General features: G+C 69.4%; 23 protein-coding genes and 1 tRNA gene. 7 read left to right on the top strand and 17 right to left on the bottom strand.

Annotated elements, in window-relative coordinates:
- Positions 1–14: 14 nt before the first annotated feature.
- Positions 15–1,004 (bottom strand): IS110 family transposase, encoded by a 990-nt coding sequence (locus ACAM26_RS02695; protein ID WP_369612990.1) that lies wholly within the window; start codon positions 1,002–1,004, stop codon positions 15–17.
- Between the two features lie 425 nt (positions 1,005–1,429).
- On the opposite strand from ACAM26_RS02695, the gene ACAM26_RS02690 reads away from it, so the two are divergent.
- The gene (locus ACAM26_RS02690; RefSeq protein ID WP_082805864.1) at positions 1,430–2,431 is read left to right on the top strand and encodes a hypothetical protein; all 1,002 of its coding nucleotides are present in this window, start codon (positions 1,430–1,432) and stop codon (positions 2,429–2,431) included.
- A 68-nt stretch (positions 2,432–2,499) separates the two neighbouring features.
- Here the strand turns inward: ACAM26_RS02690 and ACAM26_RS02685 are convergent.
- Positions 2,500–2,575 (bottom strand) — tRNA-Asn (locus ACAM26_RS02685).
- 140 nt (positions 2,576–2,715) lie between these two features.
- Entirely contained in the window at positions 2,716–3,903 is a 1,188-nt protein-coding gene (locus tag ACAM26_RS02680) for a pyridoxal phosphate-dependent aminotransferase (RefSeq protein ID WP_123143095.1), read from the bottom strand.
- A 151-nt stretch (positions 3,904–4,054) separates the two neighbouring features.
- Here ACAM26_RS02680 and uvrB point away from each other — a divergent pair, with 151 nt between their 5' ends.
- Complete coding sequence (gene uvrB, locus ACAM26_RS02675) at positions 4,055–6,064, top strand: excinuclease ABC subunit UvrB (RefSeq protein WP_123143096.1); 2,010 nt, start codon at positions 4,055–4,057, stop codon at positions 6,062–6,064.
- A 28-nt stretch (positions 6,065–6,092) separates the two neighbouring features.
- Entirely contained in the window at positions 6,093–6,917 is an 825-nt protein-coding gene (gene mtgA / locus ACAM26_RS02670; protein WP_369613079.1) for a monofunctional biosynthetic peptidoglycan transglycosylase, read from the top strand.
- Positions 6,918–7,254: 337 nt separating this feature from the next.
- Here mtgA and ACAM26_RS02665 read toward each other — a convergent pair whose 3' ends face one another.
- A complete protein-coding gene (locus tag ACAM26_RS02665) occupies positions 7,255–7,692 on the bottom strand; it encodes a DUF4124 domain-containing protein (RefSeq protein ID WP_123139004.1) in 438 nt (145 codons plus the stop codon).
- 99 nt (positions 7,693–7,791) lie between these two features.
- Positions 7,792–8,862: a 3-deoxy-7-phosphoheptulonate synthase gene (locus tag ACAM26_RS02660; RefSeq protein ID WP_123139003.1), complete on the bottom strand. Its 1,071-nt coding sequence runs from the start codon at positions 8,860–8,862 to the stop codon at positions 7,792–7,794.
- A 347-nt stretch (positions 8,863–9,209) separates the two neighbouring features.
- Here ACAM26_RS02660 and argS point away from each other — a divergent pair, with 347 nt between their 5' ends.
- Both argS and ACAM26_RS02650 read left to right on the top strand, forming a co-directional pair.
- Complete coding sequence (gene argS / locus ACAM26_RS02655; RefSeq protein WP_123139002.1) at positions 9,210–10,976, top strand: arginine--tRNA ligase; 1,767 nt, start codon at positions 9,210–9,212, stop codon at positions 10,974–10,976.
- 1 nt (position 10,977) lies between these two features.
- Complete coding sequence (locus ACAM26_RS02650) at positions 10,978–11,568, top strand: SPOR domain-containing protein (RefSeq protein ID WP_123139001.1); 591 nt, start codon at positions 10,978–10,980, stop codon at positions 11,566–11,568.
- Between the two features lie 18 nt (positions 11,569–11,586).
- Here ACAM26_RS02650 and phoU read toward each other — a convergent pair whose 3' ends face one another.
- The 9 genes from phoU to rsxA form a co-directional block, all read right to left on the bottom strand.
- Complete coding sequence (gene phoU / locus ACAM26_RS02645; RefSeq protein ID WP_123139000.1) at positions 11,587–12,252, bottom strand: phosphate signaling complex protein PhoU; 666 nt, start codon at positions 12,250–12,252, stop codon at positions 11,587–11,589.
- A 111-nt stretch (positions 12,253–12,363) separates the two neighbouring features.
- Positions 12,364–14,199: a mechanosensitive ion channel family protein gene (locus ACAM26_RS02640; RefSeq protein WP_369613078.1), complete on the bottom strand. Its 1,836-nt coding sequence runs from the start codon at positions 14,197–14,199 to the stop codon at positions 12,364–12,366.
- A gap of 114 nt (positions 14,200–14,313) precedes the next feature.
- Positions 14,314–14,595 carry an RnfH family protein gene (locus tag ACAM26_RS02635; protein WP_123143102.1) on the bottom strand — a complete coding sequence of 94 codons (282 nt, stop codon included), beginning with the start codon at positions 14,593–14,595 and terminating at the stop codon, positions 14,314–14,316.
- Positions 14,596–14,608: 13 nt separating this feature from the next.
- Positions 14,609–15,295, bottom strand: coding sequence for an electron transport complex subunit E (locus ACAM26_RS02630; protein WP_123138997.1), 687 nt, complete (start codon positions 15,293–15,295; stop codon positions 14,609–14,611).
- Positions 15,296–15,300: 5 nt separating this feature from the next.
- On the bottom strand, positions 15,301–15,948 hold the full coding sequence (gene rsxG, locus ACAM26_RS02625; protein WP_123138996.1) for an electron transport complex subunit RsxG: 648 nt from the start codon (positions 15,946–15,948) through the stop codon (positions 15,301–15,303).
- Positions 15,945–17,033 carry an RnfABCDGE type electron transport complex subunit D gene (locus tag ACAM26_RS02620; protein ID WP_369613077.1) on the bottom strand — a complete coding sequence of 363 codons (1,089 nt, stop codon included), beginning with the start codon at positions 17,031–17,033 and terminating at the stop codon, positions 15,945–15,947. Before ACAM26_RS02620 ends, rsxG begins: the two co-directional genes overlap by 4 nt.
- Positions 17,034–17,037: 4 nt before the next feature.
- Positions 17,038–18,546 carry an electron transport complex subunit RsxC gene (rsxC, locus tag ACAM26_RS02615; RefSeq protein ID WP_369613076.1) on the bottom strand — a complete coding sequence of 503 codons (1,509 nt, stop codon included), beginning with the start codon at positions 18,544–18,546 and terminating at the stop codon, positions 17,038–17,040.
- A complete protein-coding gene (rsxB, locus tag ACAM26_RS02610) occupies positions 18,543–19,076 on the bottom strand; it encodes an electron transport complex subunit RsxB (protein ID WP_123138993.1) in 534 nt (177 codons plus the stop codon). Before rsxB ends, rsxC begins: the two co-directional genes overlap by 4 nt.
- Before the next feature lie 29 nt (positions 19,077–19,105).
- On the bottom strand, positions 19,106–19,681 hold the full coding sequence (rsxA, locus tag ACAM26_RS02605) for an electron transport complex subunit RsxA (RefSeq protein ID WP_005223102.1): 576 nt from the start codon (positions 19,679–19,681) through the stop codon (positions 19,106–19,108).
- A gap of 276 nt (positions 19,682–19,957) precedes the next feature.
- Between rsxA and nifL the strand changes: the two genes are divergently transcribed.
- Both nifL and nifA read left to right on the top strand, forming a co-directional pair.
- Complete coding sequence (gene nifL / locus ACAM26_RS02600; RefSeq protein WP_132228337.1) at positions 19,958–21,604, top strand: nitrogen fixation negative regulator NifL; 1,647 nt, start codon at positions 19,958–19,960, stop codon at positions 21,602–21,604.
- 17 nt (positions 21,605–21,621) lie between these two features.
- On the top strand, positions 21,622–23,208 hold the full coding sequence (gene nifA, locus ACAM26_RS02595) for a nif-specific transcriptional activator NifA (RefSeq protein WP_123142979.1): 1,587 nt from the start codon (positions 21,622–21,624) through the stop codon (positions 23,206–23,208).
- A gap of 7 nt (positions 23,209–23,215) precedes the next feature.
- On the opposite strand, the gene ACAM26_RS02590 is transcribed toward nifA, so the two are convergent.
- The 3 genes from ACAM26_RS02590 to gmk form a co-directional block, all read right to left on the bottom strand.
- Positions 23,216–25,414, bottom strand: a complete 2,199-nt coding sequence (locus ACAM26_RS02590; RefSeq protein WP_123138991.1) for a bifunctional (p)ppGpp synthetase/guanosine-3',5'-bis(diphosphate) 3'-pyrophosphohydrolase — start codon at positions 25,412–25,414, stop codon at positions 23,216–23,218.
- 106 nt (positions 25,415–25,520) lie between these two features.
- Positions 25,521–25,808, bottom strand: coding sequence for a DNA-directed RNA polymerase subunit omega (rpoZ, locus tag ACAM26_RS02585; RefSeq protein WP_123138990.1), 288 nt, complete (start codon positions 25,806–25,808; stop codon positions 25,521–25,523).
- A gap of 257 nt (positions 25,809–26,065) precedes the next feature.
- On the bottom strand, positions 26,066–26,671 hold the full coding sequence (gene gmk / locus ACAM26_RS02580; RefSeq protein WP_123142975.1) for a guanylate kinase: 606 nt from the start codon (positions 26,669–26,671) through the stop codon (positions 26,066–26,068).
- Positions 26,672–26,735 lie beyond the last annotated feature (64 nt).

Here is a 26,735-nt window from a genome sequence, read left to right as displayed (position 1 = left end):
TACCGTCTTTCCCGTCAAGCCGCGGAAGCGTAATCGGGCTGGTAGGGACGACGGTTCTTGAACACGCCGAAGCAGATGTGGGCGAGTTTCCGCATGGCGGCGCCGAGGGCGACCATCTTGGGCTTGCCGCGCGCCAGGAGGCGTTCGTAGAGGTCCTTGACGTGAGGGTTGTAGCGAATGGCGGTGACGGCGGCCATGTAGAGGGTGGCGCGTGCATGCGCAGGCCCGGCCTTGGAGAGTCTGGCGCGCCCCTGCACGGAGGTGCCCGACTGTCGCTCGACGGGCACGAGCCCGAGGTAGGCGGCGAACTGTTGGGCCGAGGTGAAGGGACGGCTTTGCAGCAGCGCCACGAAGCGCTGAGCGACCTTGAGGCCGACGGCGGGGATCGAGGTGAGGAGGTCGACGTCCTCGCGTAGCTGAGGATGGCCGTCGAGGTGGTCGTCGATCTGTTGCTGGAGCTTGGCGAGGGCAGCCTCGAGGAAGGCGATGCTCTCGCGCACCGAGTCGCGCACCAGCGCCGGGGTGTGGGTCGCCTCGACCTTCTCCAGGCGGTTGCGCTCGCGGCGCAGGTCCTCGATGAGGGCGCGCTGACGGGCCAGCAGCGCCCGCAGGAAGCGCACCTCGGGCGAGGGCGGCGTCCAGGGCGCGGGCTTGAGGAGCGCGCCGAAGCGCGCCAGCACCTTGGCATCGACCGCGTCGGTCTTGGTGCGCACCGCCAGACCGCGAGCGAAGTCCCGGGCCTGGGCCGGGTTGACGATCGAGACCGTCAGGCCACGCCCGTGGAGCAGCTCGGCGGCCGTCTCGTGGTAAGGGCCGGTGGCCTCCAACACCACATGGACCGCCTCCGGCCTCGCCCCCTGACGCCCCAGCCAGTCGATCAGCGCCTCCACCCCCGCGGCGGTATTGGGCACCGTCTTGGTCTTGAGCTTAACCCGCTCCTGCTCGCTCAGCTCCAGCGCGGTGTGCAGCTTCGCCTTCGAGACATCGATTCCGAGAGACATCATCGTCGTCCACTCCTTGATCCTGGGCCAGTCCTCATACCCACTCGCCTTGTCCATGCAGGGTTCGCCCCTTGGATACCGTTCAGTGTCGAGACTGGCATGAGAAGAGAGATCGAGGGCTGAATCTTTGCGGCAAGGTCCAGGCCTTCAGTCGCAATCGAGCTGCCTCAATCTCGCGCGGTGGGAGCTAACCACCACGGGGTGGCAAGATACAAGACGCCAAGCGCGCAAAGAAGACGATCGGCTTCCAATAGCAGGCCTCCAGTGGGCATTGCATTCAGCCGTACTGGTCGCTGCAACCCAATCAACTGTTTTTGCTTGGCATCCTTCGCATCTTTGCGGTCCAAATCCCTTGGCGGCTCGTCTTGTGTACGCTCCCGTCGAGCCGCTATCCTCCAGGTTGACTCCCGTCGCCCGAGGTCGTGCCGATGCATCGCCTGTTGCTGCTGCTGTGTCTGCTGTTGCTGTCGGGTTGGGTCGTGGCCGGGGAGGGGGCCGACGGGCCGACCGTGGTGCGGATCGGGGTGACGCTGGACCAGATCGTCGGGATCGACCAGAAGGCCGAGAATTTCTCCGCCGTCTATACCCTGCGGGTACGTTATCGCGAGCCGGCGCTGGCCTATGAGCCGACGCCCGGGGCGCCGCCGTTTCGCATGCTGACCTTTGCCAAGACGATGGAGAGGTTACAGGCGCAGGGGGTGGTGTGGCCGGGGATGTTCCTGGCCAATCAGCAGGGGCGGCACGACCTGAGCCGCCAGGGGATACGCCTCTACCCCGATGGCGAGGTGCACTATATCGAGCGCGCAACGGCGGTGTTCCAGGCCCCGGACTTCGATTTCCGCGACTTCCCCTTCGACAGCCAGTCGTTCTACATCCGGGCGGAGTCCTTGCTCCCCGACTCGCTGTTCGTCTTCGAGCTTCTGCCCGAGCATATCGGGGTCGGCGACCAGCTCGGCGAGGAGGAATGGCAGGTGTTCGATTCGGCGGCGGTGGTCGACACCGTCACCGGTGCCGACGGACTCGGTTACTCGCGCTTCTCGCTCGGCTTCCAGGCCAACCGTCACCTGCTCTATTACGTGGTGCGCATCTTCGTGCCGATGCTGATCATCCTGGTGGTCTCGTGGAGCACCTTCCGCCTCAAGGACTACATGAAGCGTATCGACATCGGCATCACCGTGCTGCTGTTGCTGATCGCCTTCAACTTCACCCTGGGCAACGATCTGCCGAGGCTGGGCTATCTCACCGCGGTCGATGCCTTCATCGCCGGCACCTTCGTGATCACCGGGGCGGTGATCCTGGTCAACGTGCAGTTGCGGATCTGGCAGCACCAGAAGCGCGAGCGCGAGGCCGAGCGGCTCGATCGTCTCGCCCGCATCGGCTACTGGCCGGCCTATCTGGTGGGGATGTCGACGGCCCTGCTGTTGCTCTGAGCGGGGTGAAACCGACGGACAGACAAGAAAAAAGGGCTGATCCGTGAGGATCAGCCCTTTTTCGTATTTGGCTCCCTGGGACGGGCTCGAACCGCCGACCTAGTGATTAACAGTCACCCGCTCTACCGACTGAGCTACCAGGGAATGTCTTGAGCCGATAATATTAGTGGGGATGCGCTGATGCGTCAAGCATGGATTCGATTGCTGTGTTCGATCGCATGCCGTTTTCGCTTGCCTCTGACCGATGACTCGGCGCCCCGGCGGACGGGACGCCGGGGCGGGTCTCAGCCGGCGCAGGCGTTGGCGATACGCTCGAGCGCCTGTTCCAGGTTCTCGCGGCTGGTGGCGATCGACAGTCGGACGTAGCCGGGCAGGCCGAAGGCGGTGCCGGGCACCAGGGCGACGCCGGCGGTCTCGATCAGGAACTCGGCCAGCTCGAGGTCGGTGTTGATGTTGGGCATGCGATCGATCAGCCCCTGCACCTTGGGGAAGACATAGAAGGTGCCGTCGGTGGGCAGGCACTCGATGCCCTCGATCGCGTTGAGCCGCTCGACGACCAGGTCGTGACGCGCCTTGAAGGCGACGAGCATCTCGCCGATGCACGCCTGCGGGCCTTCGAGCGCGGCCTGGGCGGCGGCCTGCGAGATCGAGGCCGGGTTGGAGGTGCTCTGCGACTGCACCTTCTTCATCGCCTTGATGATGTCGACCGGACCGGCGGCGTAGCCGATGCGCCAGCCGGTCATCGAGTAGGCCTTGGAGACGCCGTTGAGCACCAGGGTGCGCGGGGCGAGGTCGGGGCAGGCGTTGAGGATGTTGACGAAGGGCGCATCGCTCCAGCGGATGTGCTCGTACATGTCGTCGCTGGCGATCACCGCGCGCGGGAAGTCACGCAGCACCTCGCCGAGGGCCTCGAGCTCGTCGCGGCTGTAGGCCATGCCGGTGGGGTTGGAGGGGCTGTTGATGACCACCAGCCGGGTCTGCTCGGTCATCGCCGCGCGCAGCTGCGCCGGGGTGATCTTGAACGACTGGTCGGCGGCGGCGTGGATGAACACCGGGGCGGCACCGGCGAGCAGCGACATGTCGGGGTAGGAGACCCAGTAGGGGGCGGGGATCACCACCTCGTCGCCCGGATCGAGCAGCGCCTGGGCGAGGTTGAAGAAGCTCTGCTTACCGCCGCAGGAGACCAGGATCTGCTCGGCGGTGAAGTCGAACCCGTTGTCGCGCTTGAACTTGTCGATGATCGCCTGCTTGAGCCCGGCGGTGCCGTCGACGGCGGTGTACTTGGTGAAGCCGTTCTCGATCGCGGCGATGGCGGCGGCCTTGATGTGTTCGGGGGTGTCGAAGTCGGGTTCACCGGCACCGAGTCCGATCACGTCCTTGCCCTCGGCGCGCAGCGCATTGGCGCGGGCGGTGATGGCGAGTGTGGCAGACGGCTTGACGGCCTGGACGCGGGCGGCGAGTTTGGTGCTCATCAGCGATGATCTCTGGGGTCCTGGGGTGGCTGGATTTGATTGTTGCAACTGCCAATAATAGCGAAACGCCGGACGCCCGGCATCTCGCGCGATGGCCGTGGATCGCGGTCGCTGCGGGGTGCCGTCGCCATCAGCAGACGAGGCCCCTTGCATGTCCGCCAGACCTTTCCAGCTCGAAGCCCGGTTCGCACCCGCGGGCGATCAGCCAGCAGCCATCGAACGCCTGGTCGCCGGCCTCGAGGACGGCGAGGCCGGGCAGACCCTGCTCGGGGTGACCGGTTCGGGCAAGACCTTCACCATCGCCAACGTCATCGACCGGGTGCAGCGCCCGACCCTGGTACTGGCGCCGAACAAGACCCTCGCCGCCCAGCTCTACGGCGAGATGCGCGAGTTCTTCCCGCACAACGCCGTCGAGTACTTCGTCTCCTACTACGACTACTACCAGCCCGAGGCCTATGTCCCGGCCACGGATACCTATATCGAGAAGGACGCGGCGATCAACGAGCACGTCGAGCAGATGCGGCTGTCGGCGACCAAGGCGCTGCTGGAGCGGCGCGATGTGGTGATCGTCGCCACCGTCTCGTCGATCTACGGGCTCGGTGACCCGAGCGCCTATCTGAAGATGGTGCTGCTGCTCAAGCGCGGCGATCTGGTCGATCAGCGCGCCATCCTGCGTCGTCTCGCCGACCTGCAGTACCAGCGCAACGAGGTCGAGCTGCAGCGCGGCTGCTACCGGGTGCGCGGCGACGTGATCGATATCTATCCGGCCGAGTCCGACGACGAGGCGGTGCGGGTGGAGCTGTTCGACGACGAGATCGAGTCGCTGTCGCTGTTCGACCCGCTCACCGGCGCGGTGCGCCAGCAGGTGGCGCGCTACACCGTCTACCCCAAGACCCACTACGCCACGCCGCGCGAGACCATCCTCCAGGCCGTCGAGCAGATCAAGCCGGAGCTGCGCGAGCGCCTCGCGGTGCTGCGCGAGCAGGGCAAGCTGGTCGAGGCGCAGCGGCTCGAACAGCGCACCCAGTTCGACCTGGAGATGATGGTCGAGGTCGGCTACTGCCAGGGCATCGAGAACTACAGCCGCTATCTCTCCGGGCGCGCCCCCGGCGAGCCGCCGCCGACCCTCTACGACTACCTGCCGCACGACGCCCTGGTGGTGATCGACGAGAGCCATGTCACCGTGCCCCAGCTCGGCGGCATGTACCGGGGTGATCGCTCGCGCAAGGAGAACCTGGTCGACTACGGCTTCCGCCTGCCCTCGGCGCTCGACAACCGGCCGCTGCGCTTCGAGGAGTTTCGCGCGCGCCAGCCGCAGACCATCTATGTCTCGGCCACCCCGCGCGCCTTCGAGCTGGAGCACTCGGGCGTGGTCGTCGAGCAGGTGGTGCGTCCCACCGGGCTGGTCGACCCCGAGCTCGAGGTGCGCCCGGCGCTGACCCAGGTCGACGACCTGCTCTCCGAGATCCACGCCCGGGTCGCGGTCGACGAACGCGTGCTGGTGACCACCCTCACCAAGCGCATGGCCGAGGACCTCACCGATTACCTCACCGAGCACGAGGTGCGGGTGCGCTATCTGCACTCCGACATCGATACCGTCGAGCGCGTCGAGATCATCCGCGATCTGCGGCTCGGCGCCTTCGACGTGCTGGTCGGCATCAACCTGCTGCGCGAGGGGCTGGACATGCCCGAGGTCTCGCTGGTCGCCGTCCTCGACGCCGACAAGGAGGGCTTCCTGCGCTCGACCGACTCGCTGATCCAGACCATCGGTCGCGCCGCGCGCAATGCCAACGGCAAGGCGATCCTCTACGCCGACAGCGTCACCGCCTCGATGCGCCGGGCGATCGACGAGACCGAGCGCCGCCGCGCCAAGCAGCTCGCCGCCAACGCCGCCAACGGCATCACCCCGCAGACCATCCGCAAGGCGGTGGCCGACATCATGGAGGCGGCCACTCCGGGCGCGCCGCTGCCGGCGCGTGACTATGCCGCGGTGGCCGACGAGGTGGCCGAGTACGCCGCGCTCACCCCGCAGCAGCTGGCCAAGCGGATCAAGACGCTGGAGAAGACCATGTACCAGCACGCCAAGGACCTGGAGTTCGAGCAGGCGGCGGCGGTGCGCGACCAGATCCGCGCGCTGCAGACCCGGGGGCTGGCGGGCTGAGCACGCGCATGGGTGCGACACCGCGACGATGAGCGAGCAGGAGCGGCGGGAGGCCGGCGCGGTCGACGCCCCCGGGCCGGGCATGGCGAGCGCCGCGGCCGAGGCACCCGGGTCGCCGCCGTCGCGGCTCCGGAGCATGCCCGGGCGCGCGCGCTGCTGGCTGCGCCGCTGCGGTCGCGGGTTGCTGGTGCTGGCCGTCACCGGCGTGCTCGGCTCGGCGCTGCTCGTCGGGGCGCTGCGCTGGGTCGATCCGCCGGCCTCGGCGTTCATGCTCCAGCACGCCTACAACCTGTGGCGACTCGATCAGTCACCGCCCTATTACCATCATTGCTGGGTGCCCTGGAGCGAGCTCCCGCCGCCGCTGCGACTGGCGGCGATCAGTGGAGAGGATCAGCGCTTTCCGACCCATCTCGGCTTCGACCTGATCGAGATCCGTCACGCCCTCGCCGCCCATCGCCAGGGCGGCGCGTTGCGCGGCGCCAGCACCATCACCCAGCAGACGGCCAAGAACCTCTTCCTGTGGCCGGGGCAGGGCTGGGGGCGCAAGGCGATCGAGGCCTGGTTCACCTTGTTGCTCGAGGTGCTGTGGTCGAAGGAGCGCATCCTCGAGGTCTATCTCAACATCATCCAGTTCAGCCCCAGCACCTATGGCGCCGGGGCGGCCAGCGTGCGCTACTTCGGCCACCCGGCGCGCACGTTGACGCTGGAGGAGTCGGCGCTGCTCATCGGCGTGCTGCCTGCCCCCGGTCACTACCGTCTCGACCGCCCCTCGGAGCGGTTGCGCCGCCGCGCCGACTGGATCATCGACCAGTCCTCGCGTCTTGGCGGCGAGCGTTATCTGGGGCGGCTCTGAGGTTCAGCGATCAGCCGTCAGCTACCAGCCGCCAGCCGCCAGCCGCCAGCGGGCGTTTTTCCTCACCCTCGCCACGAACACCAGGCGCCATCATCGTAGGATGGGCAAAGCGCAGCGTGCCCATCGCGGGGGGGGGCGATCAGCGCCCAGCCTTCAGTCGCCAGCTGCCAGCCTCCAGTGAGGGGGCTGGGTTGTCTCGTCGCGTCGCGGTTGACCGTACGCCGACACCGGAGGCTGTTTGCTGAAGGCTGGTCGCTCTCTTCGCGTCCTTTGGGACTTTGCGGTTCAATATCTCCCGGCGGCTGGCGGCTGGCGGCTGGCGGCTGGCAGCCCGTCCTCAGGGGCCGCAATACCGCTCGACCTGGGCGCGGTGGTGTTCGAGCATCTGCTCGCGGTAGCGCTGTTCGCTGCGGTCGCGGTAGGTGGCGCGGGCGGCCTGTTCCCAGCGCGCGACCTGGGCACGGTGACGGGCGCATTTGGCCCGATCCACTGCCGTGGGGGTTGATGTCTTGCGCGGCGCGTCGGTGGAAGTGCGCTCGGTCGGGGGTGGGGCGAGCCGTTCGAGCTGGCTGCCGACCGACATCCTCGGGTCGTTGGCGGCGCGGGCGTTGCCGTCGGGGCTGCGGGTGTCGAGCTCGATGCTGCCCCCCGAACTTGCGGCGTCACAGGGCGTTTGCTGGTAACTGGTATGACCGGCGGCGTCGACGCAACGATACAGCTCGGCCTGGGCGTCGAGGGCCGCGACCGCGCAGAGCAGCGCGATGGCGCCTTTCATGCTTGATCCTCCCTCCGCTGGAATCACATGGCGGGGCTCAGTGCCCCGCCATGTCCGAGCTTAGTCGGGATCCCCGGCGCGCGTGAGAGGCCGGCGGTCTCAGTCGCGCCCGCGGGCGCGGGCGGCGCGGCGCTGCTCCACGGCGTCGGCCAGTGCCTGGAGCATGGGCTCGGTGTCGTCCCAGCCGACACAGGCGTCGGTGATGCTCTGGCCGTGGACCAACCCCTTGCCGTCACCGAGGTTCTGCCGCCCGGCGACCAGGTTGCCCTCGATCATCGCGCCGATGATGCACTGCTCGCCGCGCGCCACCTGTCCGGCCACGTCCTGACAGACGCGCACCTGCTTCTCCGGCTTCTTGCGGCTGTTGGCGTGGCTGCAGTCGATCATGACCTTCGGCGTCAGCCCGGACTCGACGATCTGGTCGGCGGCGATGTGCACGCTCTCGGTGTCGTAGTTCGGACGCTGGCCGCCGCGCAGGATGACATGGGTGTCGACGTTGCCGGTGGTGCTGAAGATCGCCGAGCGTCCCTCCTTGGTCACCGACATGAACACATGGGGACGGGCGGCGGCGTGGATGGCGTCGATCGCCACCTTGACGTCACCGTTGGTGGCGTTCTTGAAGCCGACCGGGCAGGATAGCCCGGAGGTCAGCTCGCGATGGCCCTGGCTCTCGGTGGTGCGCGCGCCGATCGCGCCCCAGCTGATCAGATCGGCGATGTACTGGGGGCTGATCAGGTCGAGGAACTCGGTGCCGGCGGGCATGCCCATGTCGTTGAGATCGAGCAGCAGCTTACGGGCGATGCCCAGCCCCTGGTTGATCTCGAAGCTGCCGTCGAGTCCGGGGTCGTTGATCAGCCCCTTCCAGCCGACGGTGGTGCGCGGCTTCTCGAAATAGACCCGCATCACCACCTGCAACTGCTCGGCGAAGCGCTCGCGCAGCGGCTTGAGCTTGCGGGCGTACTCGATCGCGGCGTCGGGGTCGTGCACCGAGCAGGGACCGATGATCACCAGCAGACGATCGTCCTCGCCGTGGAGGATGCGCTGGATCGCGTGACGGGTGCCATAGACGGTCGCCGAGGCGGCCTCGGAGAGCGGAAACTCCTCGTGCAACGCCTTCGGTGAGCGGACTTCTTTGATTTCGCGGATGCGCAGGTCGTCGGTCTGGTACATGGGCATGGGCGTTGCTGGATTGTCGATGGAGCGAAGCATTATAAACCGAAGCGTGTAGGTCGCTGCGCCGGAGATGACCGTCGAGCGCCGCTCGACCGGCATGTCCGCCGTACCTTGGGGGCAGGCGCGGATTCCCCGCTCGCGCCGCTGCCGCCCGGCGTCGCGTCTCCCTCGTGGCGACGGATTCGGGTATGCTTAGACGGGATCAGGGCTGCCGCCCGATCGATCCGGCGCCCGAGCACTTTCCATCTCCATTGCGGCTTGCGCCGCCGATTGCCGGTCCCGGCCCCGTCCCAGGGGTCGTGCGGATCCTGCGTCGGCGCGGCGCGGCCTGGTCGTAGGCCTGCATGAAGCAAGACATCATCGAACTCATCCGCGACGCCCTCGGGCGTCTCGTCGCAGACGGCACCCTCGCGCTCGAGGCGCTGCCCGAGCCCCAGCTCGATCGCACCAGGGATCCGGCCCACGGCGACTTCGCCACCAACATCGCCATGGTGCTGGCCAAGCAGGCGCGCACCAAGCCGCGCGACCTGGCGCAGCGACTGGTCGAGGCGCTGCCCGCCTCCGCCGCCGTGGCGCGGGTCGAGATCGCCGGTCCCGGCTTCATCAACTTCTTTCTCACCGAGGCCGCCTACCACGCCCTGGTGCCGCAGATCATGACCGCCGGGCCCGACTACGGGCGCAGCCAGGTCGGCGCCGGACGTCGGGTGCAGGTCGAGTTCGTCTCGGCCAATCCCACCGGACCGCTGCACGTCGGTCACGGTCGCGGCGCGGCCTACGGCAGCGTGGTCGCCGATCTGCTCGCCGCGGTCGGCTTCGACGTCCACCGCGAGTACTACGTCAACGACGCCGGTCGCCAGATGGACATCCTCGGCACCTCGGTGTGGCTGCGCTATCTCGAGCTCTGCGGCGAGGAGCTGACCTTCCCGAGCAACGGCTACAAGGGCGATTACGTCTGGGACATCGCCGCGACCCTGCACCGCGAGCACGGCGACGCCTACCGGGTGGCCGCCGATGCGGTCTTCGCCGGGGTGGCGGCGGATGACGACGGTGCCGGCGGCGGTGACAAGGAGGCGCACATCGACGACCTGATCGCGGCCGCCAAGCGTCTGCTCGGCGACAACCGCTATCGCTTCGTCTTCGAGCTCGGGCTCAACACCATCCTCGACGACATCCGCGACGATCTCGCCGGCTTCGGCGTCGACTATCAGGAGTGGTACTCCGAGCGCACGCTCACCGAGAGCGGTGCGGTCAACAAGGCCATCGAGCGGCTGCGCGCGTCCGGGCACGTCTACGAGCAGAACGGCGCGCTCTGGTTCCGCTCCACCGACTTCGGCGACGAGAAGGACCGGGTGGTGGTGCGCGACAACGGCCAGACCACCTACTTCGCCTCCGACATCGCCTATCACATGGACAAGCTCGAGCGCGGCTTCGAGCGGGTGATCGACATCTGGGGCGCCGACCACCACGGCTATGTGCCGCGGGTGAAGGCCGCGCTCGAGGCGCTCGGCGACGATGCCAGCCGTCTCGAGGTGCTGCTGGTGCAGTTCGCCATCCTCTATCGCGGCGGCGAGAAGGCGCAGATGTCGACGCGCTCGGGCGAGTTCGTCACCCTGCGTCAGCTGCGCGAGGAGGTCGGGCGCGACGCGGCGCGCTTTTTCTACGTCATGCGTCGCTGCGAGCAGCATCTCGACTTCGATCTCGACCTGGCCAAGTCCGAGTCCTCGGACAACCCGGTCTACTACGTCCAGTACGCCCACGCCCGCGTCTGCAGCGTGCTGCGCCAGGCCGCCGAGCGCGGCATCGTCATCGAGCCGAGCGCCGGCACCAGCCATCTCGATCGCCTGGTCGAGCCCCAGGAGCAGGCGCTGCTGCGCTCCATCGCGCGCTATCCGGAGGTGGTCGAGGGCGCTGCGCTCAAGGCCGAACCGCATCAGCTCACCCACTATCTGCGCGATCTCGCCAACGAGCTGCACACCTATTACAACGCCCACCAGTTCCTGGTCGATGACGCTGCGCTGCGCGATGCCCGGATCAAGCTGATCCTCGCCGTGCGTCAGGTGCTGCGCAATGGCCTGGGGCTGCTCGGGGTGAGCGCGCCGGAGAACATGTGAGATGACCAGGGACTACCGACGCAGTGGCGCGACCCGCCCCAGCCCGAAGCGCCAGCAGTCGCGCTCCTGCGTCTGGTGGTTCCTGTTCGGGGCCCTGCTCGGTGCCTTCGGCGCCAGCCTGTACTGGATGCCCGAGCCCGAGGTGGGCGCGGAGACCGGCGAGCGCGCGGCGCCGGCCTCGCGTCCGGTGCCGGTGCAGCCCGACTTCCAGTTCCCCACGCTGTTGCGCGACGCCGAGGTCGAGATCGAGACCGACGCCCCGCCACCCCCGCCGCCGGCCCCTCGTCCCCAGCCAGAGCCGCCGCCCCAGCCGCAGACCCCGCCGCCATCGGCCAGCCTCGAGCGTCCCGCCGCCACTGGCGGCTATGTCGTCCAGGCCGGCTCGTTCAAGCGCAATGCCGATGCCGAGACGCTGCGCGCCGAACTCGCTCTGCTCGGCCTCTCCAGCCGGATCGAGCGCGTCACCCTCGACAGCGGCGCGGTCTATCACCGGGTGCGTCTCGGTCCCTACGCCAACAAGGCCGATGCCGAGCGGGTGCGCGCCCAGCTGCAGCGCGCCGGCAAGGATGGGCTGACGCTGCCGGCGCGCTAGTCGCCGGCGCGCGCGCACTCAATCCAGGTCGGGGGTCTTGCCCGAGGCGACATAGATCGCGCGCTCGGCGACATTGGTCGCGCGGTCGGCGACCCGCTCGTAGTTGTGGGCGATCCACAGCAACTGGGTCCCGGTGACGGCGAACTCGGGGTCCTCGCGCATCCGCTCCAACACCTGCTCGATGAAGGCGTGCTCGTCGCGGTCGACCTGCTCCTCGGCGGCCACCGCCGCGCGCGCGCGCGCCTCGTCGCCGTTGGCGGCGAACACCTCGAGGGTGGCCTCGAGCATCGCGATTGCGGTGCCCGCCAGCTCGCCGATCGCCGCCACCGGCTCGGCGGGGAAGGGCGTCGCACCGCGCTTGACGAGGAGACGGGCGACGTCGGCAGCATAGTCGCCGATGCGCTCGAGTTCACCGGCCAGCTCCATGCACGCACCGACGGCGCGCAGATCGACGCCGGCGGGCTTGTAGGCGGCCAGGGTCACCAGGCATTCCTGTTCGAGCAGGCGGCGCTGCTGGTTGATCTCGGCGTCGTCGGCGATGATTTGCGCGGCGCGCGCCGGATCGTGCTGCTCGAGACAGTCGACCGAGTGGCGCAGTGCCGTGAGCGCGAGCCGTCCCAGCCCATCGACGGCATCTTGCAGGTGGGCGCGCTGTTTCTGCACCAGGGTCAGGCTGTCGGTCATCGAATCGATCCTCATGCTTGGGGAAGTCGTGTCGACGCCACCGGCGCCGACATGCCAACGTTCCATCTTCGCACAGGGATGTTGCGAATTTGCGGCGGCGGTCGCCGCGGGTCAGGTCTCCTCGTGCGGGGGCGTGTGGAGCCCGAGCCCGCGCGGGCGGCCCTGCCGTCCGCCGGGACCGAAGTCGCGGGCGATCTCGACGAGCTGCTCGGCGGGCAGTGGGGTCGCCGGCGCGCGCGGCTGCTCGGGCGTGGCGTCGATCTCCAGCGTCTGGGTGGGGAAGGCGAACGCGACGCCGAGCTGCTCGGCCAGACGCACCACCTCCAGCAACACGCGCTGGCGCTCGACCAGCTCGGTCGCCCAGTCGGGCACGGTGAGGAAGAAATAGAGCATGACCGTGATGCCGTGTGCGCCGAGGTCGCTCACCACCACGTGGAAACCGTCCTTGCGGGTCGCCGGGTTGGCGCGGATGACCCCCTTGATACCCTCGAGAAAGGCCTCGACACGCTCCGGCGGGGTGTCGTAGCGCAGATCGATGGTGGTGTAGACGCGGCGGTGGTCGCGCTTGCCCATGTTGTCGATGGTGGCATTCATGGTGTAGGCGTTGGGCACCGCCAGCACCGAGTCGTAGAAGGTGCGGATGCGGGTGCTGCGAAAGCCGATGTCCTCGACCGTGCCCTCGTAGTTCCCCATCTTGATCCAGTCGCCGATGCGGAAGGGGCGGTCGAACATGATCGCTAGCGAGCCGAACAGGTTGGCGAGGGTCTCGCGCGCGGCGAGCGCCACCGCCAGGCCGCCGACCCCGAGCCCGGTGATCACCGAATAGGCGGGCAGGCCGATGCGTTGGGCGCCGTCGATCACCAGTGCGGCGATGGCGATGATGCTCAGCAGGCGGAAGCCGAGCCGCAGCAGTTGGCTGTCGATGCCGCGCGGGCGCAGCCGGCGCGAGCGGATGATCGCCTCGGCGCTCTGGTTGAGCAGCAACGCCACCAGCCAGGCGAGCACGGTGTAGAGCACCAGCACGAAGCCCTGTTTGACGGTGATCACCACCGCGCCGGTGAGGTTGATCTGGACGTCGATCAGGTATTCGAGCCCCTGCAGCAGGAGCGCCACCGCGCCGAGCGCGAGGATGGTGCCACCCCGCCTGGAGGTGTCCGTGCGCCGCTGGTCGGCGCGCCGACCGGCGCGCAGCAGCGCGCTGGCGAGCAGCGCGCCGAGACCAAGCGCGACGCCGGTGGCGAGCCACTGCCACAGGGTCTGACCGAGCCATTGCCGGGTCAGCCAGTCCGGCAGCGTCCGCCCCCAGTCGAGGCTGAGTCCGCGCCCCGGGGTGGAGATGTAGGCGTCGTAGAGTCCAGGGGTGGCCTCGGGCAGGTAGGGCAGCGCGGCCACCCGGTCATAGTCGTCCTCGAGACGGTCGAGCGTCCCCGGGGTGAACAGGAACTCGCCCGCGCGCGGCCCGCTCTCGACCCGGGCGATAATGATCTCGGTGTTGGGGATGCGCCAGCGGGTGAGGTCGTGCCGCTCGACCGAGCGCGCGTCCGGGACCTCGGCGAGCGCCGGCAGTCCGACCCGGTCGATGATCTCCTTGAGCAGCAGCGCGCGCTCGATGCCGATGTTGGCGGCAAGGCGCTCGGGGATCTCGCTGAGGTTGAGGGTACGCGCCGCCCGTTGCAGCGGCACCAGGGTGTCGTTGCGTGGCCGTGCCGGATCGAGGGCGATGGCGTGGACGCGCTCGAGGTTGGTCAGCAGGCTCTGCAGCGTCGCCCTGGGGCTCGAGGTATCGGGAGGTCGCAGCGGGTTGGCGGCGGAGGCGATTGCCGCCGGCGGGTTGGCCGGGACGGGTGCGACCGGCAGCCAGACGAGACCGAGCAGGGCGATGAGGCCGAGCGTGCCGCGCCAGCGTGTGGATGGTGCTCGCCCCGTGATCCCCGGTCGTGCGTCCATCCGCCATCTCCTGATGTCCATTCCCGCGCTCCCGTAGCTGACGGACCCTTGCCCGCCTCGGCTTGGGGTATAGCCCGCCACCGTCCCCTTTGCAAATGCAATGAGGGTCGCGGCTCAGTCCCGGTCGCGTCGTTCGATGGTCTCGGGGTCGGCGTCGATCGGACGATAGATCTCCACCCGCTCCTCGGGTGCGAGTGTCCGCTCGAGGGTGACGAAGCGGCCGAAGATCCCGACCCGATTGATCTCCAGGTCGATCTCGGGGAAGCGTTCGAGCATCCCCGATCGCGCGATCGCCTCGCCCACCGTGGTCTCCTCCGGCACCTCGATCATCAGCCAGGCGCGTTGCTCCTTGCTGGCATAGGCGACGCCGATTCGCATGCTGTTTTTCTCTGCCATCGTTCGCTCTCGCTCAGACCGGTGCCGCGGTTGCGCCACGGGCGCGGATGCGGGCACGTCGGGTATCGATCAACCGCTTGCCCGCGAGCATGAAGCCGAGGGCGAGGAAGCCGCCGGGGGGCAGGATCGCGAGCAGGAAGCCGGGGTAGTCGGGGATCAGGGTCAGTTCGAGGAAGGCCATCGATTCGCCGAGCAACAACGAGGCGTCGGCGAACAGGGTGGCGCTGCCGATGATCTCGCGCACCGCGCCGAGCGCGACCAGCACCAGGGTGAAACCGATGCCCATCATCAGCCCGTCGAAGGCCGAGGGCAGCACCGGGTTGCGCGAGGCGAAGGACTCGGCGCGCCCGAGGATGGCGCAGTTGGTGACGATCAGCGGGATGAACAGCCCGAGCACCTTGTGCAGGTCGTGCAGCCAGGCGTTCATCGCCAGGTCGACCAGGGTGACCAGCACCGCGATCACCAGGATGAACACCGGGATGCGGACCTCCGGGGTCACCAGCGAGCGCACCAGCGCCACCAGCACCCCGGAGAGGGTCATCACCAGGGTACTGGCCAGCCCCAGCCCGAGCCCGTTGGTGGCGGTGGCGGTGACCGCCAGCAGTGGGCAGAGCGCGAGCGCCTGTCCGAGCACCACGTTGTTGTTCCAGATCCCGTCGGCGGCGATACGCCGCCAGTCGGTGGGTTGCGGTTGCGACATCGGGGTCACTCCTCTGCGGTGTCGAGCCGGTCGGGCGCGACGATGAGCCGGCTGCGCTCGGCGGCGAAGCGCTCGAGCCCGGCGCGCACCGCGCGCACCACCGCGCGCGGTGTGATGGTCGCGCCGCTGAACTGGTCGAAGTCGCCGCCGTCCTTGGCCACCGCCCAGCGCGCCGCTGGCGGGTCGCCGAGCGCGCGACCGTCGAAGTCGAGGATCCAGTCGTCCTTGGCCAGCTCGATCTTGTCGCCCAGACCGGGGGTCTCGCTGTGGGCGATCACCCGCACCCCGAGGATGCGTCCCTCGGGATCGACGCCGAGCATCAACCGGATCTCGCCGGCGTAGCCCTTGCCCACCACCGGGAAGGCCAGCGCGCTGACCGTGCCGTCGCGCAGCGCGCGATAGACGGTGACCGTGCGCCCGGCGTCGTCGACCAGGGGGACGGTGGCCTCGAGCAGGTCGTTGTCGTGCAGCTCGGCCGGGATCACCTGGGTCAGGGTCGCCTTGAGATCCTCGGCCTCGCGCAGTGCGATGGTGTCGCGGGTGGCGATATCACCCATCACCAGCAACGCCGCGGCGAGCAGGGCGAAACCGCCGAGCAGTCCGGCCTGATAGCCGACGCGCGCGCGGTAACTGGGTTCGGCGAGGGTGTTCATCGACGTGCCTCCGGGCTCTCGGCGCCGACCAGTGGACGGCCGCGGCGGTCACGGCCGTGGATGCGGGGTCGGACGTAGTGGTCGATCACCGGGGTGCAGGCGTTCATCAGCAGCACCGCGAAGGCGACCCCCTCGGGATAGCCCGCCCAGGTGCGGATGACATAGACCAGCAGCCCGCAGCCGGCGCCGAAGATCAGTCGCCCGCGCGCGCTCACCGGCGAGGTGGTGGGGTCGGTGGCGATGAAGAAGGCACCGAGCATGGTGGCGCCGCCGAGCAGGTGATAGGTGGCGTCGGGGTAGTGGGTCGGGTCGTGGAGGTGCATCACCGTGGCGAGCAGGGCGAGGGTGCCGAGCATCGCCGCCGGGATCTGCCAGCCGATCACCCGGGTGAGGATCAGCCCGAGGCCGCCGAGCAGCAGCAACAGCGCCGAGGTCTCGCCGAGGCTGCCGCCGTGGAGGCCGAGCGCGGCGTCGAGCGGCGCGAAGCTCGCGCCGAGGATGCCGCCCAGCGCCTCGCCCTGATCGAGTGCGGTGCGCACCACGCCGAGCGTGGTGGCGCCGCTGTAGGCGTCGATCGGCGCGCCACCCTGGACGATGGCCAGCGCCGCGCCCAGCCCCGGGGCGGCGTCGCTGCCGAGCGGTGCGGGGGTGATGAAGCTGGTCATCTCCACCGGGAAGGCGATCAGCAGCGCCACCCGCGCCACCATCGCCGGGTTGAAGGGGTTCTGACCGATGCCGCCGAACACCTGCTTGGCGATCAGGATTGCGATCACCCCGCCGATCACCCCGATCCACCAGGGCGCCCAGGGCGGCAGGCTGAGCGCGAGCAGCCAGCCGGTGAGCAGCGCCGAGCCGTCACCGAGGAAGGGACGCAGCGGGCGCCCGGCGAGCCACAGACAGAGCGCCTCGGTGACCACCACGGTGGCGAGGGTGACGGCGAACAGCAGCAGCGCCGGCCAGCCGAACTGCCACAGCCCGAACAGGGTGGCCGGCAGCAGCGCGAGCATCACCAGGCGCATGTCGCGGGCGATGCTCGCGCCGCCGTGGACGAAGGGGCCGGCGATCGCCGGGGGTGCGATGTGCATGGTCTCAGTGCTCCGTCTCGGTCTGCTGCTCGGCCTGCTTGCGCGCGGCCTCGCGCTTGCGCTTGGCCATCGCCTCGCGCTTGGCGCGCTTGATCGCCTCGAGTCGCGCGGTGCGTCGCTCGGCCAGTGCCTTGGTCTCGGCCTGCTTGCGCCTGGCGCGCTCGCGCGCGGCCAGCTCGCCCTTGGCGTGGGCGATGTACTGCGCCAGCGGCTGTTGCGAGGGGCAGGTGTAGGCGCAGGAGCCGCAGCCGAGACAGTCGTGGAGCCCGCGCTCGGCGGCGCCCTCGAGGTCGCCGGCGCGGATGTGCGCGCCCAGCTCCAGCGGCACCAGACCGCAGGGGCAGACCTCGACGCAGCGTCCGCAGCGGGTACAGGGCATGGTCCGGCCGGGCGCGCGCTCGGCGGCGCCGAGGGCGAGGATGGCGTTGCAGCCCTTGGTGGTCGGCACCTGGGGGCTGGGTAGCGGTTGGCCCATCATCGGCCCGCCGCTCACCAGCCGGGCGTCCTCCTCGGTGAGTCCGCCGCAGTGCGCGATCAGCGTCTCCACCGGGGTGCCGAGCGGCACCCACAGGTTGGCCGGGCGCGCGATCGCCGCGCCGCTGAGGGTGATGACCCGCGCGATCAGCGGCTGGCCCAGACGCAGCGCCTGGTGCACCGCGAAGGCGGTGGCCGGGTTGTGCACCACCACGCCGAGCTGGGCGGTGAGTGCCCGCGCCGGGGTCTCGCGACCGATGAGCGCCTGCACCAGATGGCGCTCGGAGCCCATCGGGTAGCGGGTCGGCACCCGGATCGGGGTGATCGCGTCGAACCCGGCGGCGGCCGTCTCGATGGCCGCCGCCGCCTCGGGCTTGTTGTCCTCGATCGCCACCAGGATGCCGCCCACCCCGAGGGCATGGGCCATGATGCGCGCGCCGTCGATCACCGCCTCGGCGTGTTCGCGCATCAGCCGGTCGTCGCAGGTGAGATAGGGCTCGCACTCGGCGCCGTTGATCACCAGGGTGTGCAATGGATGGCTGGCGCCGAGATTGAGCTTGACCGCGGCCGGGAAGGTCGCGCCGCCGAGTCCGACGATGCCGGCGGCGGCGACCCGCTCGGCGATGTGCGCCGGGTCGAGGGCGAACGGGTCGTCGCAGGGAGAGATCGCTGGGTGCCAGCGCTCCTCGCCGTCGGGCTCGATACTGATCGTCGGCATCGCCAGTCCCGAGGGGTGATGGGCCGGGCGCTCGGCGATGGCGATCACCCGCCCCGAGGTCGGCGCGTGCAGCGGCGCCGAGATCGGTCCCTGGGCGCGGGCGATCGGCTCGCCCTTGGCCACCCGCTGACCCTTGCGCACCAGCGGTGCGGCGCTGGCGCCGATGTGCTGCTGCAGCGGCAGGTCGAGCCGCGCGGGCAGCGCCAGCTCGGTGATCGGCGCGCTTGCGGCCAGCGCCTTGCGGTCATCGGGGTGGACGCCGCCGCGCACCGGATGGATACGATTGGCGGGGCGGCGCAACAGTTGGCGCAGGGCATTCATCGTGTCGCCACCTCCGGCCGGGGCCAGTACCAGGTCTGCGGGGTGGGGCGCTCGGGGCGCATCTCGATGCCCTCGGTGGGGCAGACTGCGGCGCACAGGCCGCAGCCGGTGCAGGCCTCGGGGAAGACGGCATGGATCATGTTGTTGGCCCCCATGATGGCGTCGGTCGGGCAGCGCTTGAGGCACTTGGTGCAGCCCACGCAGCGCTCGTCGTGGATGTGTGCGAGCTGCGGCGGCTGGTCGTCGACACCGGAGAGGTCGGCCTCGACCCCGAGCAGCTCGGCCAGCGCCTCGGCCAGCGCTCGTCCGCCCGGCGGGCAGCAGCTGACCGCCGCCTCGCCGGCGGCGATCGCCGCTGCCGCCGGGGCGCAGCCGGGATAGCCGCACTGGCCGCATTGCGAGCCCGGCAGCAGCGCGGCGACCTGTTCGACGATGGGGTCGTCCTCGACCTTGAGGTGACGCGCGGCGAGTCCGAGCAACCAGCCGAGGGCGAGTCCGAGCGCGGTGAGGGTGAGGATGGCGGCAAGCATCTCTGAGACTCCGGTTGCGGGGCGTCGGCTCAGGCGAGTCCGGCGAAGCCCATGAAGGCGAGCGAGAGCAGTCCGGCGACGATGAAGGCGATCGGCGCCCCGGCGAAGGCCGCCGGGACCTCGGCCACCGCCAGGCGCTCGCGCAGCCCGGCGAAGAGCACCATCACCAGGGTGAAGCCGAGCGCCGAGCCGAGCCCGTAGAGCACGCTCTCGAAGAAGTCGTGGGATTGCTGCACGTTGAGCAGGGCGACGCCGAGCACCGCGCAGTTGGTGGTGATCAGCGGCAGGAAGATGCCCAGCACCTGATAGAGCGCGGGCGAGATCCGGCGCACCGCCAGCTCGGTGAACTGGACCACCGCGGCGATCACCAGGATGAAGCTGAGGATGCGCAGATAACCGAGCCCGAGCGGGCCGAGTACCAGGTGCTCGAGCAGCCAGCCGGCGACCGCGGCGAGGGTCAGCACGAAGGTGGTGGCCAGGCCCATCCCCAGGGCCGAGTCGAGCTTGCTCGACACCCCCATGAAGGGACAGAGCCCGAGGAATTTCACCAGCACCACGTTGTTGACCAGCGCGGTGCCGAGGATCAGCAGCAGATACTCGCCCATGGATGGCGGTCCTCACGATAGCGGCATTCGTCTGACACGCCAGTAAGCAAGCGGTGTGCCCAAAATCGGGATTGACCCCGAATGGGGCGTCAATCGTGGGTTTGCACCGGCTTCGGGCGGGAGAGGGTCTGTCGTGGTGCCAACAGGCTGTGGCATGGATGCCGATCGCCTTGTCGCAAAGCCGACAAGCTCTGGGATCGATGCCGGTGGTCGCCGAACGATTGAAAGCGGTACGCAGATTGCTTAAAGAACGCCCAGACCCACAGTCCCGAGGAGATGCCCGTGTCGCCCCAGCAAGCCCCCGAGGCCACCCAGGAGGCCGTGATCAATGCCCTCGGCGCCTTTCTCGCCGCGCCGCCCGAGGGCACCCCGCCAGAGGTGGTGGAGGCGCTCACCCTGATGGGCGGCAACCCCAAGGATCCCCTGCCGCCCCGGCTGTTCTTCGAGGCGGTGGAACAGTCGCCGCTGGCGATCTCGATCACCGACGCGCGTGCGACCATCCTCTATGCCAACCGCGCCTTCGAGACCCTCACCGGCTATGACCGCACCGAGGTGCTGGGACGCAACGAGTCGATCCTCTCCAACCGGGCCACGCCGGAGAGCATCTATCGCCATCTGTGGCGTACCCTCGAGCAGCGCCAGCCGTGGACCGGGACCCTGGTCAACCGCACCAAGGGGGGCGAGGACTATCTCGCCGAGCTGACCATCGCCCCGGTGCTCGATCGCAGCGGTGCGCTGCGCTACTTCCTCGGCATGCACCGCGACGTCACCAAGGTCCACGAGCTGGAGGCCGCGGTGCGTCAGCAGAAGGCGCGGGTCGAGACCGTGCTCGATGCCGCACCGGCGTTGATCGTGCTGCTCGATCACGAGGGTCGGATCATCCTCGACAACCAGGAGTACAAGAAGCTGCTCGGCGATCTGCGCGGACGCGAGCCGCTCGAGGTGCTGCGCGCTGCGCTGCGCGAGCAGGTCGGGGTGGACGTGCTCGAGGCCGGGGTCTCGGGGCAGGGGTTCAAGAACCTGGAGGTCGGGATCGAGGTCCCGGGCGGGGGCGGGCCGCGCTGGTTCGTCTGCTCGGCGACCCCGGTCGAGGAGTCCGACGTCTCGGCGCGCAGCTATTTCGGGCGTGCCAGCGGGGGCGAGCACCGGGTGCTGTTGCTCGCCAACGAGGTCACCAGCCGGCGTCGCGAGATCGAGCGCTCGCACCTCGAGAACCTGCGCGCGCGGCTCGCCGAGCAGCAGCGCATGCACGGCATGCGCGAGGCCCTGGCCGCGGCTATCTACCAGATCCAGGTGCCGCTCAACGTCATCAGCGCCGCCGCCTCGATGCTGCGCGGCGGCGCGGCCAACATCGACACCCTCGCCGGGATGCTCGATCAGATCAGCCATTCCGGCCAGCGTGCGCTCGACACCCTGACCTCGGCGCTCCCCGAGGAGCCGCGCGAGCCGGGGGCGCTGGTCAACGTCAACGAGCTGCTGCGTCAGGTGCTCGAACTCGAGACCGACCGGCTGCTCGCCAACGGCGTGGTGGTCGACTGGCGCCCGGCGGCGGTGCTGCCCGAGTTCACCAGCCACAAGGATCAGCTGCGCGCGCTCTTCAAGCACCTGGTCGACAATGCCATCCATGCCCTGTGCGAGTCCGGGCGGGCGCAGCGCGAGCTGCGTCTGTGCACCCGGCGCGTCGACGACGGGGTCGAGGTGGAGATCGAGGACAACGGGTCGGGGATCGCCCCGGAGGATCGCTATCGCGTCTTCGAGCCCTTCTTCATCGGCTGGCGACAGCGTCGCGGTCATGCCGGGATGGGGTTGGCGCTGGCCCAGGAGATCGTCAACGCCCATGGCGGTTCGATCGAGGTCGATTCGGAGGCGGTCGCCGGTTGTCGCGTGCGGCTGTTGCTCAACACCCTGTCGCAGGAACGCTGATCGTGGTCGAGGATCTCATGCGCTCACCCACTCCCGGGGTGTCGGCGCCGCGCGAGGATGCGCGCCGGCTCGCCCTGCTCGAATCCCAGCTCGGGGTGCTGTTCGAGGTCAGCAGCGTGCTCAGCCGCTCGCTCGACCTGCGCCAGACCCTGAGTGCCGTGCTCTCGGTGCTCGATGAACAGGGGCGGTTGCGTCACGGCATGGTCAGCCTGCTCGACGACGAGCGTGGCGAGCTGCTCATCGGCGCGCTCCACGACTCGGCGGCGGCGCCCTTCGAGACCGTCAGCTATCGTCCCGGCGAGGGCGTGATCGGCCAGATCCTGGCCAGCAACGCGCCCTGGATCCTGCCGCGTGTCGGCGACGAGCCGCGCTTTCTCGATCGGCTCAGTCTCTACGATCCCGAGCTGCCCTTCATCGGGGTGCCGATTCGTCTCGGTGAGGCCGGCGCGGTGGGGGTGCTCGCCGCCCAGCCGCTCGACGGCGACGCGCTGCTCGAACAGCGTGCCCACTTCCTCGAGATGGTCGCCAACCTGATCGGTCAGGCGGTGCGTCTGGCGCGTCGTGTCGAGGCCGAGCAGCGGGCGCTGCGCGAGGAGCGCGACACCCTCAGGCGCGAGGTGCGCGGTGCCCACGGTTTCGACAGCGTCATCGGTCGCGCCGATACCATGCGCCTGGTCTTCGAGCAGGTGCGCCAGGTCGCCAAGTGGAACACCACGGTGCTGATCCGGGGCGAGTCGGGCACCGGCAAGGAGCTGATCGCCAACGCCATCCACTACAACTCGCCGCGCGCGCGCGGCGCCTTCGTGCGGCTCAACTGCGCCGCGCTCCCCGACAACCTGCTCGAGTCCGAGCTGTTCGGTCACGAGAAGGGTGCCTTCACCGGCGCCGCCAGCCAGCGCAAGGGGCGCTTCGAGCAGGCCGACGGCGGCACCCTGTTCCTCGACGAGATCGGCGAGATCAGCCCCGCCTTCCAGGCCAAGCTGCTGCGGGTGCTGCAGGAGGGCGAGTTCGAGCGCGTCGGTGGCACCCGGACGCTCAAGGTCGATGTGCGGGTGATCGCCGCCACCAACCGCGATCTCGAGAGCGAGGTCCGCGCCGGCGAGTTCCGCGAGGATCTCTACTACCGGCTCAACGTGATGCCGATCCGCATGCCGCCGCTGCGCGAGCGGCTCGAGGACGTGCCCGAGCTGGCCCGCTTCCTGGTCGACAAGATCGCCCGCGTCCAGGGCCGCACGCTCAGCATCAGCGACAGCGCGCTGCGGGTGCTGATGCGGCATGACTGGCCGGGGAACGTGCGCGAGCTGGAGAACTGTCTGGAGCGCGCCGCGGTGATGAGCGTCGACGGGCGCATCGATTGCGAGGTGGTCGAGTCGACCGGGTTGGACGTCAGCGCCATGGCCAACGAGCCGCCGCGCCCGCTGGCGCGTCCGACGGCGGCCAAGATCGACCTCAACGACCCCAAGCTCGACGAGCGCGAGCGGGTGATCGCGGCGCTGGAGGAGGCCGGTTGGGTGCAGGCCAAGGCGGCGCGGCTGCTCAACATGACCCCGCGTCAGATCGCCTATCGCATCCAGACGCTCAACATCAGGGTGCGGCAGTTCTGAGCGGGGTTCAGCGCGGCAGGCGGATGATGCGCTCGACCAGCGGGATATGGCGCAGCCGGCGCATGATCTGGGCGAGATGGACACGGCTGCGCACCAGGATCACGAACTCCAGCGCGGTGGTCATCCCCTCCTTCTCGCAGGAGACCACGGTCTCGATGTTCGAGCCCTGTTCGGCGATGGCGCTGGCGACCACCGCCAGGGCGCCGCGGCGGTTGCCGATCTCGACGCGGATCTCGGTGGAGAACTCGCCCTCGGGCTCGCTCGCCCACTCCACCGCCAACCGGCGGTCGCGCTTGCGCTCGGGGCTGCCGAGGTTGCGACACTCGCTGCGGTGCACGACGATGCCGCGCCCGGGGCTGAACTGGGCGGCGATGGTGTCGCCGGGGATCGGTCGGCAGCAGCGTGCGAAGCTCACCACCATGCCCTCGGTGCCGCGGATCGCCAGGCGGTTGGGGTGGTTCTTGGCCTCGTTGCGGGGCTCGCTGCCGAGCTCCTCGAGCTCGCCGCCGACGAGTCGGCGCGCGACCAGCGCGGCGAGCCGGTTGCCGAGACCGATGTCGACCAGCAGGGCGTCGAGTCCGGCGAGCTTGGCCTCGTCGAGATAGGCGGCGAGTCGTGGCGTCTCGAGCTGGTCGAGGTCGAGGTCGAAGACCGAGAGTTCGGCGTTGAGCAGCCGCTTGCCGAGCCCGAGCGCCTCGCGCTGCTTGAGGTTCTTGAGATAGCTGCGGATGCCGGCGCGGGCCTTGCCGGTGGTGACGAAGTTCAGCCAGGAGGCGTTGGGCTTGGCCCCGGGGGCGTTGATGATCTCGACGCGCTGGCCGCTGCGCAGCACCGTGTTGAGCGCCACCAGGCGGTGATCGACGCGGGCGGCGACACAGGTGTTGCCGATGTCGGAGTGGATCGCGAAGGCGAAGTCGACGACGGTGGCGCCGCGCTTGAGGGTGATGATCCGGCCCTTGGGGGTGAAGACATAGACCTCGCCGGGGAAGAGGTCGACCTTGACGTTCTCGAGGAACTCGACCGAGTTGCCGGCCTCGCGCTGCATCTCCAGCAGGTTCTGCAGCCAGTCGGCGGCGAGTGCCGCGGGGTTGGCCTCCTCGCCGCTCTTGTAGAGCCAGTGCGCGGCGATCCCCGACTCGGCCATGCGCTGCATGTCCTCGGTGCGGATCTGCACCTCGATCTGGACCCCCTGGGGGCCGACCAGCACGGTGTGCAGCGACTGGTAGCCGTTGGCCTTGGGGATGGCGATATAGTCCTTGAAGCGACCGGGGACCGGCTTGTAGAGGTTGTGGACCACGCCGAGCACGCGGTAGCAGGTGTCGACCCGGTCGACGACCACGCGGAAGGCGGAGACGTCGATCACCTCCTCGAAGGGGTGATGCTTGTCGCGCATCTTGCGGTAGATGCCGTAGAGATGCTTGCGTCGTCCCTCGACGGTGCCGGGGATCCCTTCCTGGGCGAGCGCCTCCTGGAGCGCCCGCTCGACCGCGCCGACCATCTCGACCCGCTCCCCGTGGGTGTGTCGGACCGCGCGATGGATGATCCGGCGGCGCCACGGCCAGTGGTGCTCGAAGCCGAGCTCCTCGAGCTCGATGCGGACCCAGTTGATGCCCAGGCGGTTGGCGATCGGGGCGTAGATCTCCAGGGTCTCGCGCGAGATCCGGCGACAGGCCTCGGGGCGCATCGCGTCGAGGGTGCGCATGTTGTGCAGCCGGTCGGCGAGCTTGATGAGGATCACCCGGATGTCGCGGGTCATCGCCAGCAGCATCTTCTGCAGGCTCGCCGCCTGCGCCTCGGCGCGCGAGTCGAAGTCGATCTGCGAGAGCTTGCTGACCCCGTCGACCAGCTCGGCGACATCGTCGCCGAAGTCGGCGGCGACCTCGGCCTTGGCGATGTCGGTATCCTCGATGACGTCGTGCAGCAGCGCCGCCATCAGACATTTGTAGTCCATGCGCATCTCGGCGAGGATGCGCGCCACCGCGACCGGGTGGTAGATGTAGGGCTCGCCCGACTTGCGCTTCTGGCCCTCGTGGGCCTCGGCGCCGAACAGATAGGCGCGATAGAACTCGCGGACCTGGTCGGGGGGGAGATAGCTTTCGAGATAGGCGCAGAGGTCGCTGATGAGATAGCGCGGCGGCTCGGCGCGCAGCGGGGATTCGGGTGCGCGGGCGACGGGCGGCGCGACGGTCAGCGGATCGGCGGGCATGGACGGCGCGATGCGGCGGTGGAGGTGGGGGGATGCGCGCGCCACCGGCAGGGAGGCCGGTGGGCACGCCCGGGTGCGGGCATGGGGACCCGCCGCGAGGACACGACTAGCGGGCCTCGCCGCGCGGCGTCTCGGTCGCAGCCAGCTCGGCGGCGAGCGCCTGTTCGAGCGAGGCCGACTCGTCCATCTCGCTCTGGGCCTCCTGGATGGTGCCCTTGGTGACGTTGCCGGCGGCGATCTCGCGCAGCGCCATCACCGTCGGCTTGTCGTTCTCCCAGGCCAGCGTGGGCTCGACACCGTTGGCGACCTGGCGGGCGCGCTTGGTCGCCAGCAGCACCAGATCGAAGCGGTTGTCGACGTTCTTGAGGCAGTCCTCGACGGTAATTCTTGCCATGGTCGGGTGATCTCTAAAAGCTATTTTGGAGCGGATGAATCCAGAGCGGGCCGTGCATCTCGATGCGGTGGCGCGGCGCCGCGACGGGGCGCCCCGGGGCGGTCCTGGGACGGCCCGCGAACAGGGTGTGAACACTGCTCAGACTATCACAAGAACGGTGGGTTCAAGTAGCGTCCGGCAGGTCTTTGCGAGCGACCCGGCGCCGGCCCCAGGCCGGCGGCGCGGGATGTCGAGCGAGGCGCGCCGGTGGCGCCGGCTCAGCCCTCGAGCAGCGCTGCGAGCACGGCCTGCTGGCGCGCCTGGCGCTGGCGCTCGGCGGTGACGATCGCCGCCAGGGTGGCGAGCGCGGCGTCGAAGTCACCGTTGACCACCAGATAGTCGTACTCGTCGCCGTGGATCATCTCGTCGTGCGCCTGGGCCATGCGTCCGGCGATCACCGTGTCGCTGTCGGTGCCGCGTCCGCGCAGCCGCCGCTCGAGCTCGCTGATCGAGGGCGGCAGCACGAAGATGCCGACCGCCTCGGGGATGCGCTCGCGGACCTGACGCGCGCCCTGCCAGTCGATCTCCAGGATCAGGTCCTCGCCGGCCTCGAGCCGGTCGCGCACGTCCTGCTCGCGGGTGCCGTAGAGGTTGCCGAAGACCTCGGCCGACTCGAGGAAGTCGCCGGCGGCGATCGCCTGCTCGAAGCGTTCGCGGGCGAGGAAGTGATAGTGGACGCCGTCCTGCTCGCCGGCGCGCGGCGCGCGGGTGGTGCAGGAGACCGAGAGCGCGAGCGCGGGATCACGCTCGAGGAGCGCCCGGACCAGACTGGTCTTGCCGGCGCCCGAGGGCGCCGAGACGATGAAGAGGATGCCTTGTCCCATTGCGGGTGTGCCTTCGACGGTGGGGTCCTGCGCGGCCGCGGACGGTGTGTCTTGGTTGGGGCTG

Source organism: Marichromatium sp. PS1 (genome assembly GCF_041155115.1).
In the GTDB taxonomy this organism is placed as follows: Bacteria; Pseudomonadota; Gammaproteobacteria; order Chromatiales; family Chromatiaceae; genus Marichromatium; species Marichromatium gracile.
Note: the sequence above shows the minus strand (reverse complement) of the source record. Positions and strands in the feature narration are given on the sequence as shown.